Raw genomic sequence first — 16,676 nt, 5'->3', positions numbered from 1 at the left:
TGGTGGAGATCATACATCCTGCTGCCTAGGGAGTCTAGATGGGATCAGGCTTCCTTTTGCTCGAACAGCTGTACAATCTCAACGATAACCTGGACCGCTTTAATCATGTTGTCAACTGAGATGAATTCGAACTTGCCGTGATAGTTCTCGCCGCCGGTGAAAATATTCGGGGTCGGCAGTCCCATATAAGAGAGCTGGGAACCGTCAGTGCCTCCACGGATCGGCTTCACATCCGGCTGAATCCCCAAATTCACCATAGCCTGGTGAGCGATGTCCACTACTTCCCGCACAGGCTCAATTTTTTCCCGCATATTGTAATATTGGTCGTTCATGTTAAGCAGGACATTGGCCTCCCCATAGGTCTGGCGGAACTCTTCAACCAGCCGCTGAATGACAGCCTTGCGTTCTTCAAAACCTTTCCGGTCGAAGTCACGGATAATATAATACAGGGTTGTGGACTCCACGTCCCCGTTTACGGACAGCAAATGATTGAAGCCTTCATAGCCCTCTGTAAATTCCGGTGCCTCGCTGGCAGGCAGGCGGCGATTGAATTCCATGGCGATTTTGGCGGAATTGATCATTTTACCTTTGGCCGAGCCGGGATGGATGTTGTTGCCTTTAATTGTGATCTTGGCGGACGCTGCATTGAAGCTTTCATATTCCAGCTCGCCAAGCGGCCCTCCGTCCACTGTGTAGGCATACGTGGCATTGAAGGCGGGAACATCAAAGCGCTGCGGTCCCCGGCCAATCTCCTCATCAGGGGTAAAAGCAACCCGGATTTTGCCATGCTTAATTTCCGGATGCTTAATTAAATAGTCCATAGCCGTCATAATCTCGGCAATTCCAGCCTTGTTGTCAGCACCAAGCAGGGTGGTTCCATCGGTAGTTATCAGCGTATGTCCGATGTAATTGGACAACTGCGGGTATTCTCCAGGGGACAGCACCACATTCAGCTGTGGATTCAGGACAATGTCCCTGCCGTCGTAATTCTCATGAATTTGCGGATTTACACCAGCCCCGGTGAAGTCGGTAGCCGTATCGACATGGGCGAGAAATCCGATCGTCGGCACTTCTCTCTCCGTATTGGAGGGCAGGGTTGCCATCACATATCCGTTCTCGTCAATAGTGACCTCAGACATGCCAATGGAACTCAGCTCTTCCACAAGCATGTGGGCAAGCGTCAGCTGTCCTGGAGTAGACGGGCAGGTCTCGCTGTCTTCGTTGGATTGGGTGTCAATCTTGACGTACGAAGTCAATCGTCCGATAATTTCTTCCTTCATTTTGGCACAACTCCATTTCATGATAGTTAGTTAGTCTACCCTAAGGATAAATAACCCTGAACAAGGAATCAACACCAGCCCAAATGAGGTTCTGATTTATGAAGCACACGATAAGCGCGGAAGTGTATAATTAAGACAGCGGTTTTATATAGAAAAAGCTGCTTCCAAACCAGCTAAGTTAGGGTGATACGATGACCCCATTTACGGCTCAAGTCATCTCGGTGATTCAATCCATCCCCGAGGGCAGGGTGATGACCTATGGGCAGATTGCGGCCTGTGCCGGCTCGCCCAGAGGTGCGAGGCAGGTTGTGCGGATTCTGCACTCGATGAGCGGGAAGCACCAGCTGCCGTGGCACCGGGTGGTGAACAAACAGGGGGAGATTGCACTGCAGGAGGATGAATCCAAGTCCCTGCAGATGCTGCTTCTGGAAAGCGAAGGGGTTGAGCTGCTGCCAGGGAACCGTGTTAATTTGCAGCGATACTTGCACGAGCCAGACCCGCCTCAGCCAGTTTGAATGGGATCCCTTAGATCCCGTGAAGGCATTTGAGGCATTTCGCGGGTTTAGATAACGCCTGTGCGCCGGCAAGCAGGGAGGCATCCTCTCAAACACAAAGGAAGCCCTGTACTCAAGGGTGAGTACAGGGCTTCCTTATTGTCCAGACGGCATAGGATAGCGCGTTTATTACGAACCCAGCCGCCTCGGTCTTAGCTGTATTTCTTACCGTAGACGCTGCTCTCCACAATGGCTGGGAGCTCTGCCTTCTGGGCCAGGAACTGCTCCTCAGTCAGGCTGCCGCTGGCAAGACGCTGTTGAAGCTGCTGCTCAAGCTCTGTAAGCTGCAGGTCAATAACCTGCTGCACGTTCCCCTGCTTAGCCTGAGCAATCTCCGCCAGAGACTGGCCGTTGTAGACAGCCTGGTACAGCTCCTCATCGGAAGAGGTTCCAAGCGCCGTATGAAGACTGTCACCGGCAGGCAGGCTGGCCTGAGCGCTCTTTTTCAACTGCGGCCTCACCTTGTCTATATTAATGCTGATCAGCTTGACAAGCGGGCTGGCATATATTTTCTCACTGTGCAGGCCTGTGCTAATGGTAACGACCACTGCAATAGTACCACTTAAGATAATACGTTTCGGATGCATAGGTATAACCTCATTTCAGGATTCTTTATGTAGAAGGCGTACGGCACGATAAATTACTCACTTTAGAGACAAAACAAAAAGGTTCTTGATCACTACTACGGCTGAAAAGGCTAAAGGTTACATAACAGGCTAGGTGCCTGCTCGGGTGGGATGACGTAGGTTCATTATATGCGCCCAACCTTAGAATAAGATGAAAACGCACAAAATCGTCACAGTTAGAGAAGCCGGAAGCCTGCTCCGGCTGGGCTCCCGGCTCAGATTATTTACCACCAACCTTGCTGTCTGAATCGCCAAGAACACACACTTTTTAATGAAAACAAGTCTCTTAAATGGAGCGCGCCGCAGCCATCTGAACGTCAACTGAGGTGAATTCTAGCTCAGCAATCTTTTCTTCGTTAGAAGTGTGTTATTCGGCAGCGGCTGATATTCCCGGAGATTCGGACCGCGATAACTGATATTTACGGTTCAGCGAGGGCAGGATCACCCAGTAATACAAGCTGACCGCCAGGATACAGAATCCAAGGACCATATAGAGCGATTCAATGGTTACATATTGAGGAAAAGCTACAGCCACGAGCCCCAAGGATACCGATTGTCCCAGCATCATCAGCGGATCGATCCAGGCGCTTACGCGGCCCATGCTGCTCGGGTCCACAAGCTCCGGCAGCCATCCGCCAAAGACCACATTAACTGGAGCCAGAATGAGCCCAGTGATTAAGACCAGGGCCATATAAATCCAAATGCCGTCCATCATGCCAAGCAGGAAGGTGAGAAGAGCAGATAGGATCAGGCCGCTGATCAGTACGGTGACCTTGGAGAACTTTTGAATGAGCACGGCGGCAATCGAGCTTCCAATCAGAAATCCGATCCCGAGAAAGACGGTGAGCAGCGCCGAGTAAGTCTGGTAATGCTCTGGGCTCAGCTTATACCGCATGGTGAAGATCGGGAGCACGGAGAACACACCGTTGATCACACCAAATACGAGAAATCCGGAAATAATGGCAAGCAGCAGCTTGTTGGCACGAATATATTTGAAGCCCTGCCAGAACTCTTGGGCAATGACCCGGATATGTAAGTCCTTGAGCTTGGCCGGACCGTTCGGGAGCCGCACCTCTGGCTCGAATCGGCATCTTGCAATCAACATCCCTGAAATGAGGAAGCTGGCTCCATCGATGATAATTGCACCCTCAATTCCAAGATAGTTATAGGCAATAGAACCAAGCCCTGTTCCGAACAGCATAAAAATCCCCATGATAGACTGGTTCAATCCGGCAGCTTGAACATATTGGTCTTCCTTCATGATGCCCTGCAGCAGACTGGTCTCAGCTGGCGCGAAAAATTTGGAAACCGCACTGCGCAGAAACAAAATGGCAAAGGCTGCCGCAATCCAGCCCTGATGCAGAACGAGCAGCAGAATAACGGTCAGCCCTGCGCGGATCCAGTCACTGTTCATGGCAATCCGCTTGCGGTCAAGCTTATCTGCCAGCACACCGACGAACAGGAACACTGCCAGCGTGGGAAGCGAGTACATCAGTTCCGCAATAGAGGCATAGGATGGCTGACTGCTGAAGTGATCCAGAAGGTAGAACACAAAGGCCATATTACCCACGACCGTACCCAGCTGGGAGGTGAAGTTGGCCAGGAACATTTTTGTAAAGGTCATATTCTTAAAGAGCTGCATGAAAAAACCTCATTTCCTTATAAAGTTAAGCTGCAGATGAGCTTACTCGTCTACCCCAAGCAGGGCTTTGAAGAGAGGAATCATAGCGTCAAGCTGTTCATAGGCTTGAGCCTCCTCGGCACCTACAGCCATCGAATGCGACATGACACCTTCTATATGGGACGTGATGATCTTCGCGATCAGTTCGATCGGATGAACAGGCTTGAATTCGCCTTTATCCACTCCGGCCTTCAGCAGACGGGATACATAGTCTATACCAGTCGCGTACCGTCTGATGAGGCGCATACGTCTTTTCTCATCCCGGTAGCCGGCTAGGAAATACTCATAATAAGCCGAAGCCAAGCTGTTCTCTATGGTGAGCATATCCTTCTTCTGTTCGTTCAGAAGAGTCTCAAGTGCCGCCCAGCCCGTGGGCGCTTGGGCCATAAGCTCACTTAAGAGCTGCTCGTTCTGCTGCTCGTATTTCTCGATAAGGGCTTCAAAGATCTCCTCCTTCGTTTGAAAATAAAGATAAATCCAGCCTCGGCTCATTTGGGTCTCTTCTACGATATTCTTCATCGTGGCGAGATCGAAGCCGTGCCGGATAAAAACCCGCTCGGCCGCGTCCAGAATCATGTTAATTCGCTGCTGCTTGACTTCATCTGAAATTTTGGGGGACATAGGATCACCTTTCTGTATCGGGATTTCCACCGTGCATGGGCAGATGCACGGTAGTAGAGAATTGCGCCAATCCTAGGTTATAAAATAAATGAACCGTGTGTCATTTATATTAATGACACACGGTTCATTTTGCAAGAGGGTATGGAAAATTTTTTTACCGGTTCTTCGCGGTAATTCGTAGATAATTGTGGAACAACAGTATTGACAATGATAATAATTCTCATTATCATTACCTTATAAAATTGGACGACCGGGAGGACATCATGATCCATTATTATAAGAAAACAAATCGCAAATTTGGGCTTTTGTTTATCAGCCTGCTGGCTGTAGCCCTGCTTCTAAGCGCTTGTGGAAGCAAAGCATCTGACTCGGGCAGCTCATCAACCACACCGGACAAGGGCGCGTCTGAACAAAGCGCTGCTGAGCCCAAGGAGAAAGAAATGACGGATGCGATGGGGCATAAGGTGAAGATTCCTGCAAATCCGCAGCGGGTGCTCGCCTCATATCTGGAGGACCACCTGACTGCACTGGGAGTAAAGCCAGTTGCCCAGTGGTCTGTGGCTAAGGGGATTCAAGACTATCTGCAGACTGATCTGAAGGGCATTCCAACGATTTCCTATGACCTTCCCGTGGAATCTGTTCTTGGATTGAGCCCGGATCTGATCATTATCGGTTCCGAAGCTCAGGTTCAGAAGGGCTTATATGAACAGTACAGCAAAATCGCGCCTACTTATGTGCTTGGTGACGCGGTCAATAAAGATTGGCGCCAGGCGCTGCTGAAGATTGGTGAAATTCTCAATAAAACGGATCAAGCCAGGAAGGCAATCAGCGATTATGATACCAAAGCTAAGGAGGCCAAGGAGAACATATCCAAGGCTATCGGTGGCAAATCCGCAGCTATTCTGTGGTTGACTCAGAAGAACTTCTATCTCGTTGACCAGAGCGTATCCAGTGGCGCCGTATTGTACGGGGACTTGGGCATCCAACCGCCAAATCTGGTGACGGATATCCCGGCCGACAAGCGTGCAAGCTGGAACCCGGTTACCTTGGAGAAGCTGGCTGATTTGAAGGCCGACTATATCTTCCTCGTCAACAGTGACAAGGGGCAGGGGGCCGATGACACACTGAACAGCCCCGTGTGGAAGGGGATTCCGGCAGTCAAGGAAGGACATGTCTTCGAGATCAGCAAATCGAGCAGCTGGCTGTACAGCGGAGCAATTGCAGGCGGCAAGATCATCGATGATGCTGTGAAATATTTGGTCAAATAACGATTATTAGTAACGATTGAACAGGTATAAGTAACGAACGTATGAGTAGAGATGGAAATAGGTAGGGCAGAACAATAACCCGTCAGCTCTTGGATTGAATGGTCAAGCGGAGAGGCTTCCGCTGACTGCTCAATCCGCTTGTGTGAAGGATCACACAGAGCTGGCGGGTTATTTGCTATTTTAAGCTGGCGGGTGATCTTTCAAACAGAACATCTTCAGGTAATTAGAGTAGTTTGCTAGATTGAGCTGCATATGATTGTTCGTCCCTTCCAGCTTGCTCAGCATGATGCTGCCCTCCAGCAGGGACAGGGTGAAGGAGGCAACAGCATCAGGGTCCAGATCACTGCGGAACTCCCCGCTGTTTATCCCATCCTGAACGATCTCCCTAATGGATTTCAGTGTAGCGCTGGAGCTCTCCTGGGCCTTGAGTCGGAGCAGGGGATGGGCATCGTCACACTCTACAGCGGTATTCTGCATCGGACAGCCGCCGATGAAAGGCGGTTCATTGGTGACATTCTTATATACGTGGAAGTAGGCCATAAGCTTATCATAGGCGGTCGTTTCCTGCTCGATGGCAGCTGCGAATTTGCCGCCGACAACCTGGCTCGCATAATTGTAAGCCTCAACCGCAATTTCATCCTTGCTGGTAAAATGTCGGTAGAGCCCGCCTTTCTTAATACCAGTAGCGAGCGTAATATCTGAAAGGGATGAGCCGGCAAATCCGCGCTGGTTGAACAGCTCCGCAGATTTCATGATGATGAACTGGCGTGTCTGCTCTCCTTTGGTCATAAATAATCCCCCCGTAACACATAGAGTCTATAAACGTTCATGGAATGATACTGCAGAAAATTTCGGGCCGGTATTGCCAACTGGAAATCTTATGCTATCATAAAAGAGACCGATCGGTATCTTTTATGCAGCAAGATTATTATGACTTGAACCGGCATCCAAAGTCAAACCATTTCATACACGTTCATCTCATATCCATCATGCGCAAGTGATAAAGAGAAGTAAAGGAGAGGGAACGATGCTGGAATGGTTAAAGGCTTCTGTCCATAAAGGACGCAGCAATGTCTGGATTGGACTTGGGGTATTATGGATTGTTGGATTCATCGGCGCGCTGTCGCGCTTTATTATGGCCTATTACCAGGTTCAGATTTCGGCTGACTTAGGGATCGGCCGGGGGTTCATCTCGCTGTCCTGGTCAACGAATCTGTTTATTGCGGCCCTCTGCGCTCCGCTGGGGGGATGGCTGGTTGACCGCTTTGGCGCGAAGAGGGTCATGATTCTGAGCACACTGCTCAGTGTAGCGGGAACCGGGACGGTCTATCTCGGCCATATTCCGCTGGTCTTTTTCACAGGATACGGCATTATTGCAGGTCTTGCGGGAATTGGGGCATCTACGACCTATGTGCTGCTGTTCGGTTGGTTCGACAAGCACCGCGCCAAAGCTATCGCGCTCATTCAGAGCGCATCTTCCATTGGTCTTGCCGTATGTACACCGATATTTGCACAGAATTCATGGATCAGCTGGAAGGTTACTTTTCTCGCCTCGTGCATACTGGGGCTGGTTGTGACTCTGCCATTAATTCTGCTGTTTATCCGCAATCCAAGGATTGAGGGAGCTTCCAAGACGGGGAAAGGCACGACTACGCGGGAAGGCAAGACTACCGGGGAAGGCAAGACTGTAGGTGCAAATATGCGCAGGGAAGGCAATACTGCAGATACAACCGTACCCGGTGAAAGAAAGTCCCGGCTGAAGGTTCTGGGGAGGACCCAGCTCGCCATTCTTCTTACGATCGGCTTTGCACTGTTCACCTGCGGCTTCAATATGGGCACTGTGGAGATGAACCTCGTTGCCATACATCAAGAGGCGAACGTGCCCAATACAACGATTGCCGCGGCTATGGCAGTCTTAGGTGTTATGGAGATTGCAGGCTCATTTGCCTTCGGCTTTCTCCTGGACCGTTGGAACAAGCCTTATGTAATGTTCATGCTTTATGGAATCCGGGTGTTCAGCTTTATGATCCTGCTTGCCCACTTCCCGGCATCACCGGTGCTCTTTGCCCTGTCTTTTGGAATAACGTATTTAGGGGCGGTGCCAGGAGGATTGATGATCGCGGATCAGCTTGGAGGAGCCAAGGGCAGGATGGTGGGGATTCTGCTGTTGTTCCACCAGGGGGGCGGTATTCTCGGGGCCCTGCTGGGAGGCATTCTATACGACTATATGAGGAGCTATCAGCTTCTAATCGCCGTGGACGCTGGGCTTGCTTTGGCTGCCGCAGCAGGCTATGTAATGATTCGCCGGTACAAAAATGATCAGGCGGCGGTTCCCGGAGAGACCCAGACGGACCTGCCTGCACAGACGTAAGAGAGGGTTATCCTATATAAAAAGCAAACAGAAAAGGGGCCGTCTGAAAAGACGGCCCCTTCCTTTGTCTAGGCGTTCGGTTTGTGTTCGAAAGGCTCCGAGAATGAACGCCTGCTCTGCTGCAAGTATTACTTGCTTTTGGGAAGGCATCACTCTGTCGTTCTCGCCGGAATTTATACTCAGAAGTCAGGCAGCGCTGTTAGTCTCTGTCTTTGAATTCGCCGACTTTCTGTTGGATCTCGCCTTTCACTTTGTCCGCTTTGCCTTCGGCCTGAAGGGATGCATTGTCTGTGGCGTTGCCAATCTGATCCTTCAGCTCGCCCTTGGCTTTGGACACGCTGCCTTTGATTTTATCACCAAGTCCGTTATCGTGGCTCATTTGGAACAACTCCTTACAGTTAGTGTAGAAATTAATACCCCATCTGGAGCCTTGTTAATCAGCTTAGCTCTGACGTTCAGAGAACTGACCGATTTCCATGCAGGATATCACAGCTGCTCCTCTGTCCAGGCATCCCGGTCATCCGCATGTCCGCAGATCAGATCCCCCGGCTGGATTTCGTCCCCGGGCTGAATATCCTCATCCGGCTGGGCCCAGACGGAGACACTGCCGCCATTGACCGTGAACACTGCGGAGCCATCCTCGCCAATTGTGATCTGCTCCTCCCTGTTGCCGGTCAGATCAATCCAAACTTCACCTGCTCTGTGAGCTCCAACGTTCATGTTCTTCTCACCATCGTCCCCGTTAGAGATAATCACCGCGCAACCAGAGCGCTCAATCTCAGGGACACCCATTCTAACCCAGCCTATGGTATTCGGGTGGTCGAAATAATCCTGCTGATCCCCATAGGCCTTGTTATAACGGGCGCAGAGCAAAGGATCCAACGCTTCCTTCTTGCCCTCGATAGGATGGTCGCCTCCAATGCCATAATAATCGCCATAGAAGACAACAGGATATCCATCTTTGCGCAGCAGAATCAGCGCATAGGCACTAGGTTTGAACCAGTCTTCAATCCAGGATTCCAGCGCTTCGCCCGGCTGGGAGTCGTGGTTATCCACGAAGGTAACAGCATTGAGCGGATGAGAACCTACAAGAGTATCGTGGAAAATCGTTGTCAGATCGAAGGAGCTCCCCGCGTGGGATGCTTCGAACAGCTTATAGTGCAGGGAGACGTCGAACAGGTCGATTTTGTAATCGACCGTATTTAGGAAGTCCCGGCAGGCTTCCAGTTCATTTTTCCAGAACTCACCGACAATATAGAAATCCTCACCGCGCTTCTTCTTCATCGCCGTGGCGAACTCCCGGACGAAATCATGATTGATATGCTTGATGGCATCGAGGCGGTATCCCCCACATTGCAGCGTATCTACCAGCCACTTGCCCCACTCCAGCATCTCGCGACGTACATCCGGGTGGCTGTAATCAATATTGGCGAACATGAGGTAATCATAGTTGCCGAACTCGTCATCGACGTTCTCCGCCCATTGTTTGTTCTCCGCATGAATGCGGAAAATGCCACTTCGGCCCTTTCGGTTATCGTAGTCCGTACCGTTGAAATGCTCCCAGTTCCATTTAAAAGGGGAGTAGGTGTTGCCTCTTCCCGGAAAAGTAAACTTGGTCCAGCCTTCAATTTCGAAAGGCTCGGAGATGTCCTCGGTCCGGTTGTTCGGGTCCACCTCAACGACCTCGAACCGCTCCGTCTCATCAGCCCCGGCCTTGTGATTCATAACCAGATCCACATAGACAAGAATTCCGTTCTCCTGGCAGGTGGCAATCGCCTTGATCAGTTCTTCCTTGGTGCCGTATTTGGTCCGCACGCTTCCCTTCTGATCGAATTCACCCAAGTCATATAGATCATACACGCCGTAGCCGGTATCCTCAGTTGTAATAGCTTTGGTGACCGGCGGTACCCATACCGCGTCTATTCCGATAGCCTTGAGCTCGGGAGCCCGCTCAGCGAGCCGCTTCCAATGCATGCCGTCCGGTTCAACGTGCCATTCAAAAAACTGCATAATCGTATGATTTCTTTTCAAATTGGATTCCTCCTCCATCGATGCAGCAGTCTGCACCTAAACCTGCATAATTAAGCATTACCCATTCGGACCTAAGATTTAACCCAGCAAGCACAGAATTGGGCAGAAGAATTTCAATTTAATGGAAGTGGGCGGGGGAGACGGGCTCAAGGAGCGCCCTGCAACGCTACACTGCCCGCGGGTAACTTCGCGCATGCGAAATGCGAAAAAAGAGGCTTGGCAGAAAGGATTTCCAAATAGGGTACTGCTATTTGTGATGGGGTGAAGTTATAGAAGAGGAAAAGAGGCCACACCTACTTTCTTTAAAGCTGGGAGCCGGGAAAGGAGGCATCAGGATCAGCAATACAGGAAATGGAATCGGACAAGGTTGATTTGACGCAACCTCCCGCTAATTTCCGCTGTCTGCAATATGTAGTGGTTATTTTGTGAAAATCATGTATATTTATACTATTCATACTTATAATTACACTTGCTTCGCTTGTGATGACGGTTCTGTCAGGCGACCGGACTAGAGATGTGTTCCCCAAGTTCAGGGTACAGCTCAAAGGGTGCCGGCCGCTGCGGTGAGGTGACCTGACTTCGCGGCAGCTTCAGCAACCTGGATAAGTGGTATAAATTTATAAGGTAGATTGGCAGGAAGATGGGATTGCACGAGAAAATACAGCTTATTGAGTAACCACAAGTAAGGAACAGGATTTAAAATATATAAATATGAGGTGAACAAAAAGACGCTGAAGTGCTCATTCTTCACGTCAGCACACAATGACATCAAATGAACCGACTACATACAAGCAGTGTGCATACTGCCATGAGCTTAAGCCGGTAACAGAGTTCCGGCGGCGTACAGGCAAGGGCACCGCCCCGGGTGCCCGCCGAGGTGCCTGCCGCTCCTGCCGGAGCAGGTTGAAGGCGGCCGCGCGGGAAGCCGCGTCCTGCCCGTCCCGGCCGGAATTGGCTGGCGCGACAGCGGAGCTGACCCGGCCTGCAGATGTTGGCCGGGAGGCGGCGCCGCCAGGGCCGGGCGGGCAGGCGAGTGTAGGCCCTGGCGAAGGGCCGGGCTCTGCCGCAAAGCCGCGGCCTAAGGCCCCCGCGGGCGGGGCCGGCGGTGCGGCGGCAGGCGCTGGAGGTACGCCGCAGCAGCCGGGTGCCCGCCGGCAGATGCCTGCCGCGGGAGGCCGGCCGTCCGGGGCCGCACCCGGCGCTTCCCGCAGGGGAAGCGGGGCCCCGCCGGTAAGCCCGGCGGATGCCTCGGCCCTGCGGCCGAATCGGCAGGGCCTGATCCGCATGCGCGGGCGGACAGACAGCGGCAAGGGCTGGCAGCAGGAGATTGATCTGGAGCTGGCGAAGGTTCTTGTAGAGGAGAAGGCGGCCGTCGTAGTGAATCCCCACACGATCCGCCGACTCTACACCAGCAAGGGCTTCCGCCGGTATATCCTGAACCGGGACCGCTACATCTGCTACTTCTGCGGCGGACCGGGGGATACCATCGATCACCTGCTGCCCCGTGCCAAAGGCGGGCACACAACGCCCGACAACTGTGTCTGCGCCTGCAATCTGTGCAATCAGATGAAGGCGGATAAGGACGCGGAGGAATTTATGAAGAGAACTGGCGAAATATAAGTTAGGATGAGCCAGTCGGAAAGGATCGGATTAACTAATGGAAATCACGGTAAATCAGAGGGATGACTCCAAAGTCGCCGTCATTACAAGCGACCAGCTTGTGATATCTAACATAAATGACGCATTGGATGTCATGATGAACGCCAAATATCAGGGGTGTGACAAAATTTTGCTCAGGAAAGAAAACATTACTGAAGACTTTTTTGAGCTAAAGACAAAGCTTGCGGGCGAAATCCTGCAAAAGTATACGAACTATAGGGCCAGATTGGCTATTGTCGGTGATTTTAGTGGATACACCAGCAAGAGCTTGAACGATTTTATCTATGAATGCAATCAAGGCGATAAAGTGCTGTTCAAGAAAACAGAAGCAGAAGCTCTGGATGAGCTTCACCGGATTCCGAGTGCGTGGTAAGAACATCGTATACATTAAAAGTGAAGAAGGATACCCGGTACATGGGTATCCTTCTGGCATATTGCTAACCTTTCTTACAACCGGGCAATGATCATAAAGCGCTCTGAATTTGTGCGAATTCCCTGGGTGGTCTTATTGTCCCTTATGAACTGTTGGAGGGTTGAAAGATCAGACTTCTTCCGTCCAAAGTCAGGAATAATCGGAGTGTGTTTTAACAGAAATACGAAGTCTTCAGCCGTTTCATAGTATTCCGTGGCGTTATATTCAAAAGATTGAACATCAGTAAAACCTGCTTCGTACAATTCAGTTACATATTTATTCTTTAGCGTTCCTGACTTTATTCCAAGTGCCTGCCCTCTCCCGAAAGTTGCTTTCAGGTTGGCCTTGTCGTTCTCGCCTACCTGCTGTGTGAGAAATAGGCCGCCTTCTACCAAGACTTTGGAGATTTCTTCGGCATTGAATTCCGAATGTCTGCACGAGACCACATTAAAGAAGTTCTCCGGAAATTCCAGTTTTTCAGCGTTCATCCTAAGAAAACGCACATTGGGTATCCGGGATTTAGCCGCATTCTCTAAAGCAGTTTTGATCATTCCCGAAGACTGGTCAATTCCCACTAGAAGAAGTGCGGAATCAGCAATGGATAGTACAGCTTCCCCACCGCCTGTGCCGATGTCAAGCAATAGATCCGATTTATTGCTGGCCTTCCTCACTTTATCGTAAAAGTCCCATTCTACTCCCTCAGAAGTATATTTCATTTTGCTGAAATCCCATCCGTTGATTCGACCGACTCTATTATAAAACTCTTTATATTCTGCTGGATTCATTTGATATCTTCCGCCTTTCTCATTCTGCATTTAGATTCCATAAGATCAAAAGGGCAGACTTCCCCCTTGATGGCTGGTACGCGTTGTTCTCCAGCCCGGAAACTAAATATCTCGAACGATACGGAAGAGCATCCTGCTTCACCTCATTGAAAGAATTGATTTAACTATAGCTTGGATAGACTTTCTAAACAATAACCAATCGTGCTGGGGCATTGGAGCACAAGAAAGGCTGTCGTCACAGGTGGTTAATGTGGTTGCCGTGATAGGAATCAGCAGGCTACCTTTTACAACTCTTTTACAACGAAATTTGGGCCGAAATGGTAAAATGAGGGTGGAAGTGGAGGTAGCTATGGCACATTTGCTGATTGTCGAGGACGAAAATTCAATTAATGATTTAATCGCCATGAATCTGACGCTGGTCGGGCATACCTGTGAGCAGGTCTATGGGGGCCAGCATGCATTATGTTACATGAAAGAGAATCGCTACGATCTGATCATTATGGATATTATGCTGCCTGAAGTGGACGGTTTCACACTGATCTCATCTGTTCCGAAGAATACGCCGGTCATTTTCTTGACCGCCATGGGCAACCTGACAGACCGGGTTAAGGGTCTTCAATTGGGGGCTGACGACTATATTGTGAAACCCTTTGAAACTATTGAGCTACTGGCCCGGATTGAAGCTGTACTGCGGCGGACGAACCGGTCAATGCAGCTTTTTGCACTGGACGATACGGTAGTGAACCTGGACAGCCGGGTTGTGACGATAAACGGAAGCGAGGTCGATCTGACCCTACGGGAATTTGAACTGCTGGAGATCCTCATCAAGAATAAGAATATTGCATTGTCCCGGGAAAAGCTGCTCAAGCTGGCGTGGAACTACGAGTATAGTGGTGAAACGCGGACAGTGGATGTACATATTCAGAAGCTGCGCAAGAAGCTCAATTGGGAACACCGGATTAAGACCGTCTACAAGTTGGGCTATAGGCTGGAGGTGGACTCGTGAAGTTCTGGCAGAAGGCGTTCGTGGGTATTCTGCTGGTGTTTATTATTTCTCTGGACATCTCCTTATATCTGACATCCCGGTACAGCTTTGATCTTAACCTGAAGCGGGACACGGACCGGGCCTTAGGAGAATATCATTTCATTATTAACGGTTTGAATGACTCCATCAACAGTATTCACTACCGATGGGAGGGGCAGCCTTCCCAAGCTTACTACGAGAGTCTCATGCAATCTTATGCAGATTACTATGGGAGGCAGAGGGTGTTCCTGGGCCTAAGGGGAACAGACAAGATGATATTCTCAAATATTCCGGCAGATGTGGGATTGTCCAAGGAACAGCCCGAACAAGAAGCCTATACAATGCGGGTGAAGAATAGCAGCGGCATTCACTATCTGATCATTTCAGGGAAAATCGGAGGACAGCTGGAAGGAAATGATCTGGTTTATGTGAGGGATCTGACGGAGCTCTATCAGGCCAACGTTCAGCTGACCTGGTATCTCGTCATTGTCAGCATCGCAGTCGAAATTACACTATCGCTGGTGTTGTTCTTGTTCTTACGCAAGCTAACGCATCCTATCCGCATCCTTCAAAGTGCAACCCGTACTCTCTCTGACGGCATCTACAATAGTCGTATCCAGGTCCCGGGAAAGGATGAATTTCACGATTTGGCTGAAAATTTCAATCAGATGGCGGAGAGCATACAAGATAAAATGGATGAGCTGGACCGCAATGCGCGGGACAAGCAGCGGTTAATTGATAATTTAGCTCATGAGCTGCGTACGCCATTAACGGCCATTCGCGGATATGCCGAGTACTTACAAGGGGCCAATACTCACGAGCGGAATCGAATCAAGGCGGCGGATCATATGATTCGCGAGATTGATCGGATCAAGAATCTGGCGTTCAAGCTTCTGGATCTGTCGTTGGCCAAGAACCATTGTCTTGAGCTGCAGGAGATTGGGGTTCTGGAGATCTTTTCCCAAGTGAAGCTAATGGCGGGGCTGGTTCTGAAGGAGCGGAAGCTTCGTCTGACACTTCATGCCGATTCCGAGCTCGCCAAATTGACATGTGATGTGGTGCTGCTTCAGTCCTTGCTTCTGAATCTGGTGGAGAACGCAGCCAAAGCTTCAACGGATGGCTCGGTGATTGAGATGTATACCTATGGGAATCCGGTATCGGTGCTGGAGATTCGGGATTATGGGATGGGCATGCAGGAGGAGCAATTGCAGTACGTGTTCGAGCCCTTTTATCGGGTAGATTCTGCGCGTTCCCGGAATTCGGGAGGAGTAGGGCTTGGCTTGACTCTCTGCCGGGAAATCGCACGCCTGCATGAAGCGGAGCTCCAACTGATTTCACAACCGGGTGAAGGAACGACGGCACGATTGAGTTTTACGACTTCTTTACAACCTGCTGAATACTCTCAAATGTCCGCTGAAATATGATGGGTTTACAGCGGAAGGAGAGGCTGTAAAGCTAAAATAAAGGAGTTTTAACAGATGGACAAGTTAAAGAAGGGATTATCTAAGAACTTGTGGGTTCTGGTGGCGGCCGGTCTAATGATCATTGGAGGAGGCTTCGCATTGGTAGTTGCTTTAAATCATGGTTTGCCAGACAATGCGAAGCTAAATGCAGAGAATGTCAAGATGGAATCGACCCCGACAAAGGCCAACGCGGTCACGCCTGGAGGTTACACGCTGATTGACAAATCAAAGGATACCCCTGAAGAGGAGAAGTCATATAAGCTTTTCCTGAAGCAGGCTAATCCAGGGCATACCCAGGAACAGATTGATGAGGAATATAATAGATTATGGGCTCACAAAACTCCCGGAGATAAGGATATGACTGCCGCTCAAGCTGCAACTTATGCGGTGGATATTCTTAAGAAATTCTATGCGATTGACTTGACCGGATATACGGTAACAGCGAAATTCTCCGGCGGATGGACGTCTAAAGACGTTTGGGACTTTAGCATCACTAAACCTCGGAGATCAGACAAAACCCGGAGCTATAGTGTTTCCGTAGATTCGGTTACAGGATCGCTGATGGATATGTACTGGGGAACTGCCGCTGTTATAAAGGTGGAAAATAAGAACCTGGGTGACCGGGCATGGATCAAAGCAGCTGTGAAACAGGTCACACGTCTTCTTCCGGAGCATGTAACTGTCACTGGCAGCAAAGGACTCATTGGTAATTCTGAAACCGGTGTAGCTGTTTTATGCGAACTTTCCGATGGTTCGGATTCCGTAGTCCTTGTACAAGGCCCAAAACGGGAGCTAAAATATTATCAACATTTCCCGTCAGGATACGATGGAAGCTGGGAGCAGGCGGCAGCAGATGGGGCAGAACCTCCCTGCTGCAAGCTTCCGGAAAGCGGGAAATAAG

Annotated in this window: 16 protein-coding genes; 8 read left to right on the top strand and 8 right to left on the bottom strand. The window is 50.2% G+C overall.

Annotated elements, in window-relative coordinates:
* Positions 1-44 precede the first annotated feature (44 nt).
* Positions 45-1,280 (bottom strand): peptidase T, encoded by a 1,236-nt coding sequence (pepT, locus tag KJS63_RS11580; protein ID WP_213619279.1) that lies wholly within the window; start codon positions 1,278-1,280, stop codon positions 45-47.
* Positions 1,281-1,471: 191 nt separating this feature from the next.
* On the opposite strand from pepT, the gene KJS63_RS11575 reads away from it, so the two are divergent.
* Positions 1,472-1,795: an MGMT family protein gene (locus KJS63_RS11575; protein WP_068621073.1), complete on the top strand. Its 324-nt coding sequence runs from the start codon at positions 1,472-1,474 to the stop codon at positions 1,793-1,795.
* Positions 1,796-1,986: 191 nt separating this feature from the next.
* Here the strand turns inward: KJS63_RS11575 and KJS63_RS11570 are convergent, their stop codons facing one another.
* The 3 genes from KJS63_RS11570 to KJS63_RS11560 form a co-directional block, all read right to left on the bottom strand.
* Positions 1,987-2,421 (bottom strand): hypothetical protein, encoded by a 435-nt coding sequence (locus KJS63_RS11570; protein WP_213619278.1) that lies wholly within the window; start codon positions 2,419-2,421, stop codon positions 1,987-1,989.
* A 406-nt stretch (positions 2,422-2,827) separates the two neighbouring features.
* A complete protein-coding gene (locus KJS63_RS11565; protein ID WP_213619277.1) occupies positions 2,828-4,102 on the bottom strand; it encodes an MFS transporter in 1,275 nt (424 codons plus the stop codon).
* A 42-nt stretch (positions 4,103-4,144) separates the two neighbouring features.
* Complete coding sequence (locus tag KJS63_RS11560; protein ID WP_213619276.1) at positions 4,145-4,762, bottom strand: TetR/AcrR family transcriptional regulator; 618 nt, start codon at positions 4,760-4,762, stop codon at positions 4,145-4,147.
* 263 nt (positions 4,763-5,025) lie between these two features.
* On the opposite strand from KJS63_RS11560, the gene KJS63_RS11555 reads away from it, so the two are divergent.
* Complete coding sequence (locus KJS63_RS11555; RefSeq protein WP_213619275.1) at positions 5,026-6,030, top strand: iron-hydroxamate ABC transporter substrate-binding protein; 1,005 nt, start codon at positions 5,026-5,028, stop codon at positions 6,028-6,030.
* Positions 6,031-6,210: 180 nt separating this feature from the next.
* On the opposite strand, the gene KJS63_RS11550 is transcribed toward KJS63_RS11555, so the two are convergent.
* On the bottom strand, positions 6,211-6,819 hold the full coding sequence (locus tag KJS63_RS11550) for a TetR/AcrR family transcriptional regulator (RefSeq protein ID WP_213619274.1): 609 nt from the start codon (positions 6,817-6,819) through the stop codon (positions 6,211-6,213).
* Positions 6,820-7,057: 238 nt separating this feature from the next.
* Between KJS63_RS11550 and KJS63_RS11545 the strand changes: the two genes are divergently transcribed.
* A complete protein-coding gene (locus KJS63_RS11545; RefSeq protein ID WP_213619273.1) occupies positions 7,058-8,401 on the top strand; it encodes an MFS transporter in 1,344 nt (447 codons plus the stop codon).
* Between the two features lie 199 nt (positions 8,402-8,600).
* Here the strand turns inward: KJS63_RS11545 and KJS63_RS11540 are convergent, their stop codons facing one another.
* Both KJS63_RS11540 and KJS63_RS11535 read right to left on the bottom strand, forming a co-directional pair.
* Complete coding sequence (locus KJS63_RS11540) at positions 8,601-8,780, bottom strand: CsbD family protein (protein ID WP_213619272.1); 180 nt, start codon at positions 8,778-8,780, stop codon at positions 8,601-8,603.
* 107 nt (positions 8,781-8,887) lie between these two features.
* Complete coding sequence (locus KJS63_RS11535) at positions 8,888-10,432, bottom strand: alpha-amylase (RefSeq protein WP_213619271.1); 1,545 nt, start codon at positions 10,430-10,432, stop codon at positions 8,888-8,890.
* Positions 10,433-11,194: 762 nt separating this feature from the next.
* Here KJS63_RS11535 and KJS63_RS26195 point away from each other — a divergent pair.
* Together KJS63_RS26195 and KJS63_RS11525 are read left to right on the top strand one after the other, a co-directional pair.
* A complete protein-coding gene (locus tag KJS63_RS26195) occupies positions 11,195-12,052 on the top strand; it encodes an HNH endonuclease (RefSeq protein ID WP_244862575.1) in 858 nt (285 codons plus the stop codon).
* A 37-nt stretch (positions 12,053-12,089) separates the two neighbouring features.
* Positions 12,090-12,464: a DUF4180 domain-containing protein gene (locus tag KJS63_RS11525; protein ID WP_213619270.1), complete on the top strand. Its 375-nt coding sequence runs from the start codon at positions 12,090-12,092 to the stop codon at positions 12,462-12,464.
* Between the two features lie 74 nt (positions 12,465-12,538).
* Here the strand turns inward: KJS63_RS11525 and KJS63_RS11520 are convergent, their stop codons facing one another.
* A complete protein-coding gene (locus tag KJS63_RS11520; protein WP_213619269.1) occupies positions 12,539-13,288 on the bottom strand; it encodes a class I SAM-dependent methyltransferase in 750 nt (249 codons plus the stop codon).
* A 349-nt stretch (positions 13,289-13,637) separates the two neighbouring features.
* Between KJS63_RS11520 and KJS63_RS11515 the strand changes: the two genes are divergently transcribed.
* From KJS63_RS11515 to KJS63_RS11505, 3 genes are read left to right on the top strand one after another with little or no spacing between them, the layout of a single operon-like run.
* Positions 13,638-14,294 carry a response regulator transcription factor gene (locus KJS63_RS11515; RefSeq protein ID WP_213619268.1) on the top strand — a complete coding sequence of 219 codons (657 nt, stop codon included), beginning with the start codon at positions 13,638-13,640 and terminating at the stop codon, positions 14,292-14,294.
* Positions 14,291-15,736 carry a sensor histidine kinase gene (locus KJS63_RS11510; RefSeq protein WP_213619267.1) on the top strand — a complete coding sequence of 482 codons (1,446 nt, stop codon included), beginning with the start codon at positions 14,291-14,293 and terminating at the stop codon, positions 15,734-15,736. The genes KJS63_RS11515 and KJS63_RS11510 overlap by 4 nt, the downstream gene beginning before the upstream one ends.
* Positions 15,737-15,790: 54 nt before the next feature.
* A complete protein-coding gene (locus KJS63_RS11505; RefSeq protein WP_213619266.1) occupies positions 15,791-16,675 on the top strand; it encodes a hypothetical protein in 885 nt (294 codons plus the stop codon).
* Position 16,676: the final 1 nt, after the last annotated feature.

The sequence above is a fragment of the Paenibacillus sp. J22TS3 genome (assembly GCF_018403205.1).
Taxonomy (GTDB): Bacteria; Bacillota; Bacilli; order Paenibacillales; family Paenibacillaceae; genus Fontibacillus; species Fontibacillus tuaregi.
The sequence above is the reverse complement of the archived record's forward strand: the minus strand, read 5'-3'. Positions and strand labels throughout refer to the sequence as shown.

Coding starts and splice junctions, on each gene's coding strand:
- pepT (WP_213619279.1), bottom strand. CDS start 1,280: ATGAAGGAAGAAATTATCGGACGATTGACTTCGTACGTCAAGATTGAC.
- KJS63_RS11575 (WP_068621073.1), top strand. CDS start 1,472: ATGACCCCATTTACGGCTCAAGTCATCTCGGTGATTCAATCCATCCCC.
- KJS63_RS11570 (WP_213619278.1), bottom strand. CDS start 2,421: ATGCATCCGAAACGTATTATCTTAAGTGGTACTATTGCAGTGGTCGTT.
- KJS63_RS11565 (WP_213619277.1), bottom strand. CDS start 4,102: ATGCAGCTCTTTAAGAATATGACCTTTACAAAAATGTTCCTGGCCAAC.
- KJS63_RS11560 (WP_213619276.1), bottom strand. CDS start 4,762: ATGTCCCCCAAAATTTCAGATGAAGTCAAGCAGCAGCGAATTAACATG.
- KJS63_RS11555 (WP_213619275.1), top strand. CDS start 5,026: ATGATCCATTATTATAAGAAAACAAATCGCAAATTTGGGCTTTTGTTT.
- KJS63_RS11550 (WP_213619274.1), bottom strand. CDS start 6,819: ATGACCAAAGGAGAGCAGACACGCCAGTTCATCATCATGAAATCTGCG.
- KJS63_RS11545 (WP_213619273.1), top strand. CDS start 7,058: ATGCTGGAATGGTTAAAGGCTTCTGTCCATAAAGGACGCAGCAATGTC.
- KJS63_RS11540 (WP_213619272.1), bottom strand. CDS start 8,780: ATGAGCCACGATAACGGACTTGGTGATAAAATCAAAGGCAGCGTGTCC.
- KJS63_RS26195 (WP_244862575.1), top strand. CDS start 11,195: ATGACATCAAATGAACCGACTACATACAAGCAGTGTGCATACTGCCAT.
- KJS63_RS11525 (WP_213619270.1), top strand. CDS start 12,090: ATGGAAATCACGGTAAATCAGAGGGATGACTCCAAAGTCGCCGTCATT.
- KJS63_RS11520 (WP_213619269.1), bottom strand. CDS start 13,288: ATGAATCCAGCAGAATATAAAGAGTTTTATAATAGAGTCGGTCGAATC.
- KJS63_RS11515 (WP_213619268.1), top strand. CDS start 13,638: ATGGCACATTTGCTGATTGTCGAGGACGAAAATTCAATTAATGATTTA.
- KJS63_RS11505 (WP_213619266.1), top strand. CDS start 15,791: ATGGACAAGTTAAAGAAGGGATTATCTAAGAACTTGTGGGTTCTGGTG.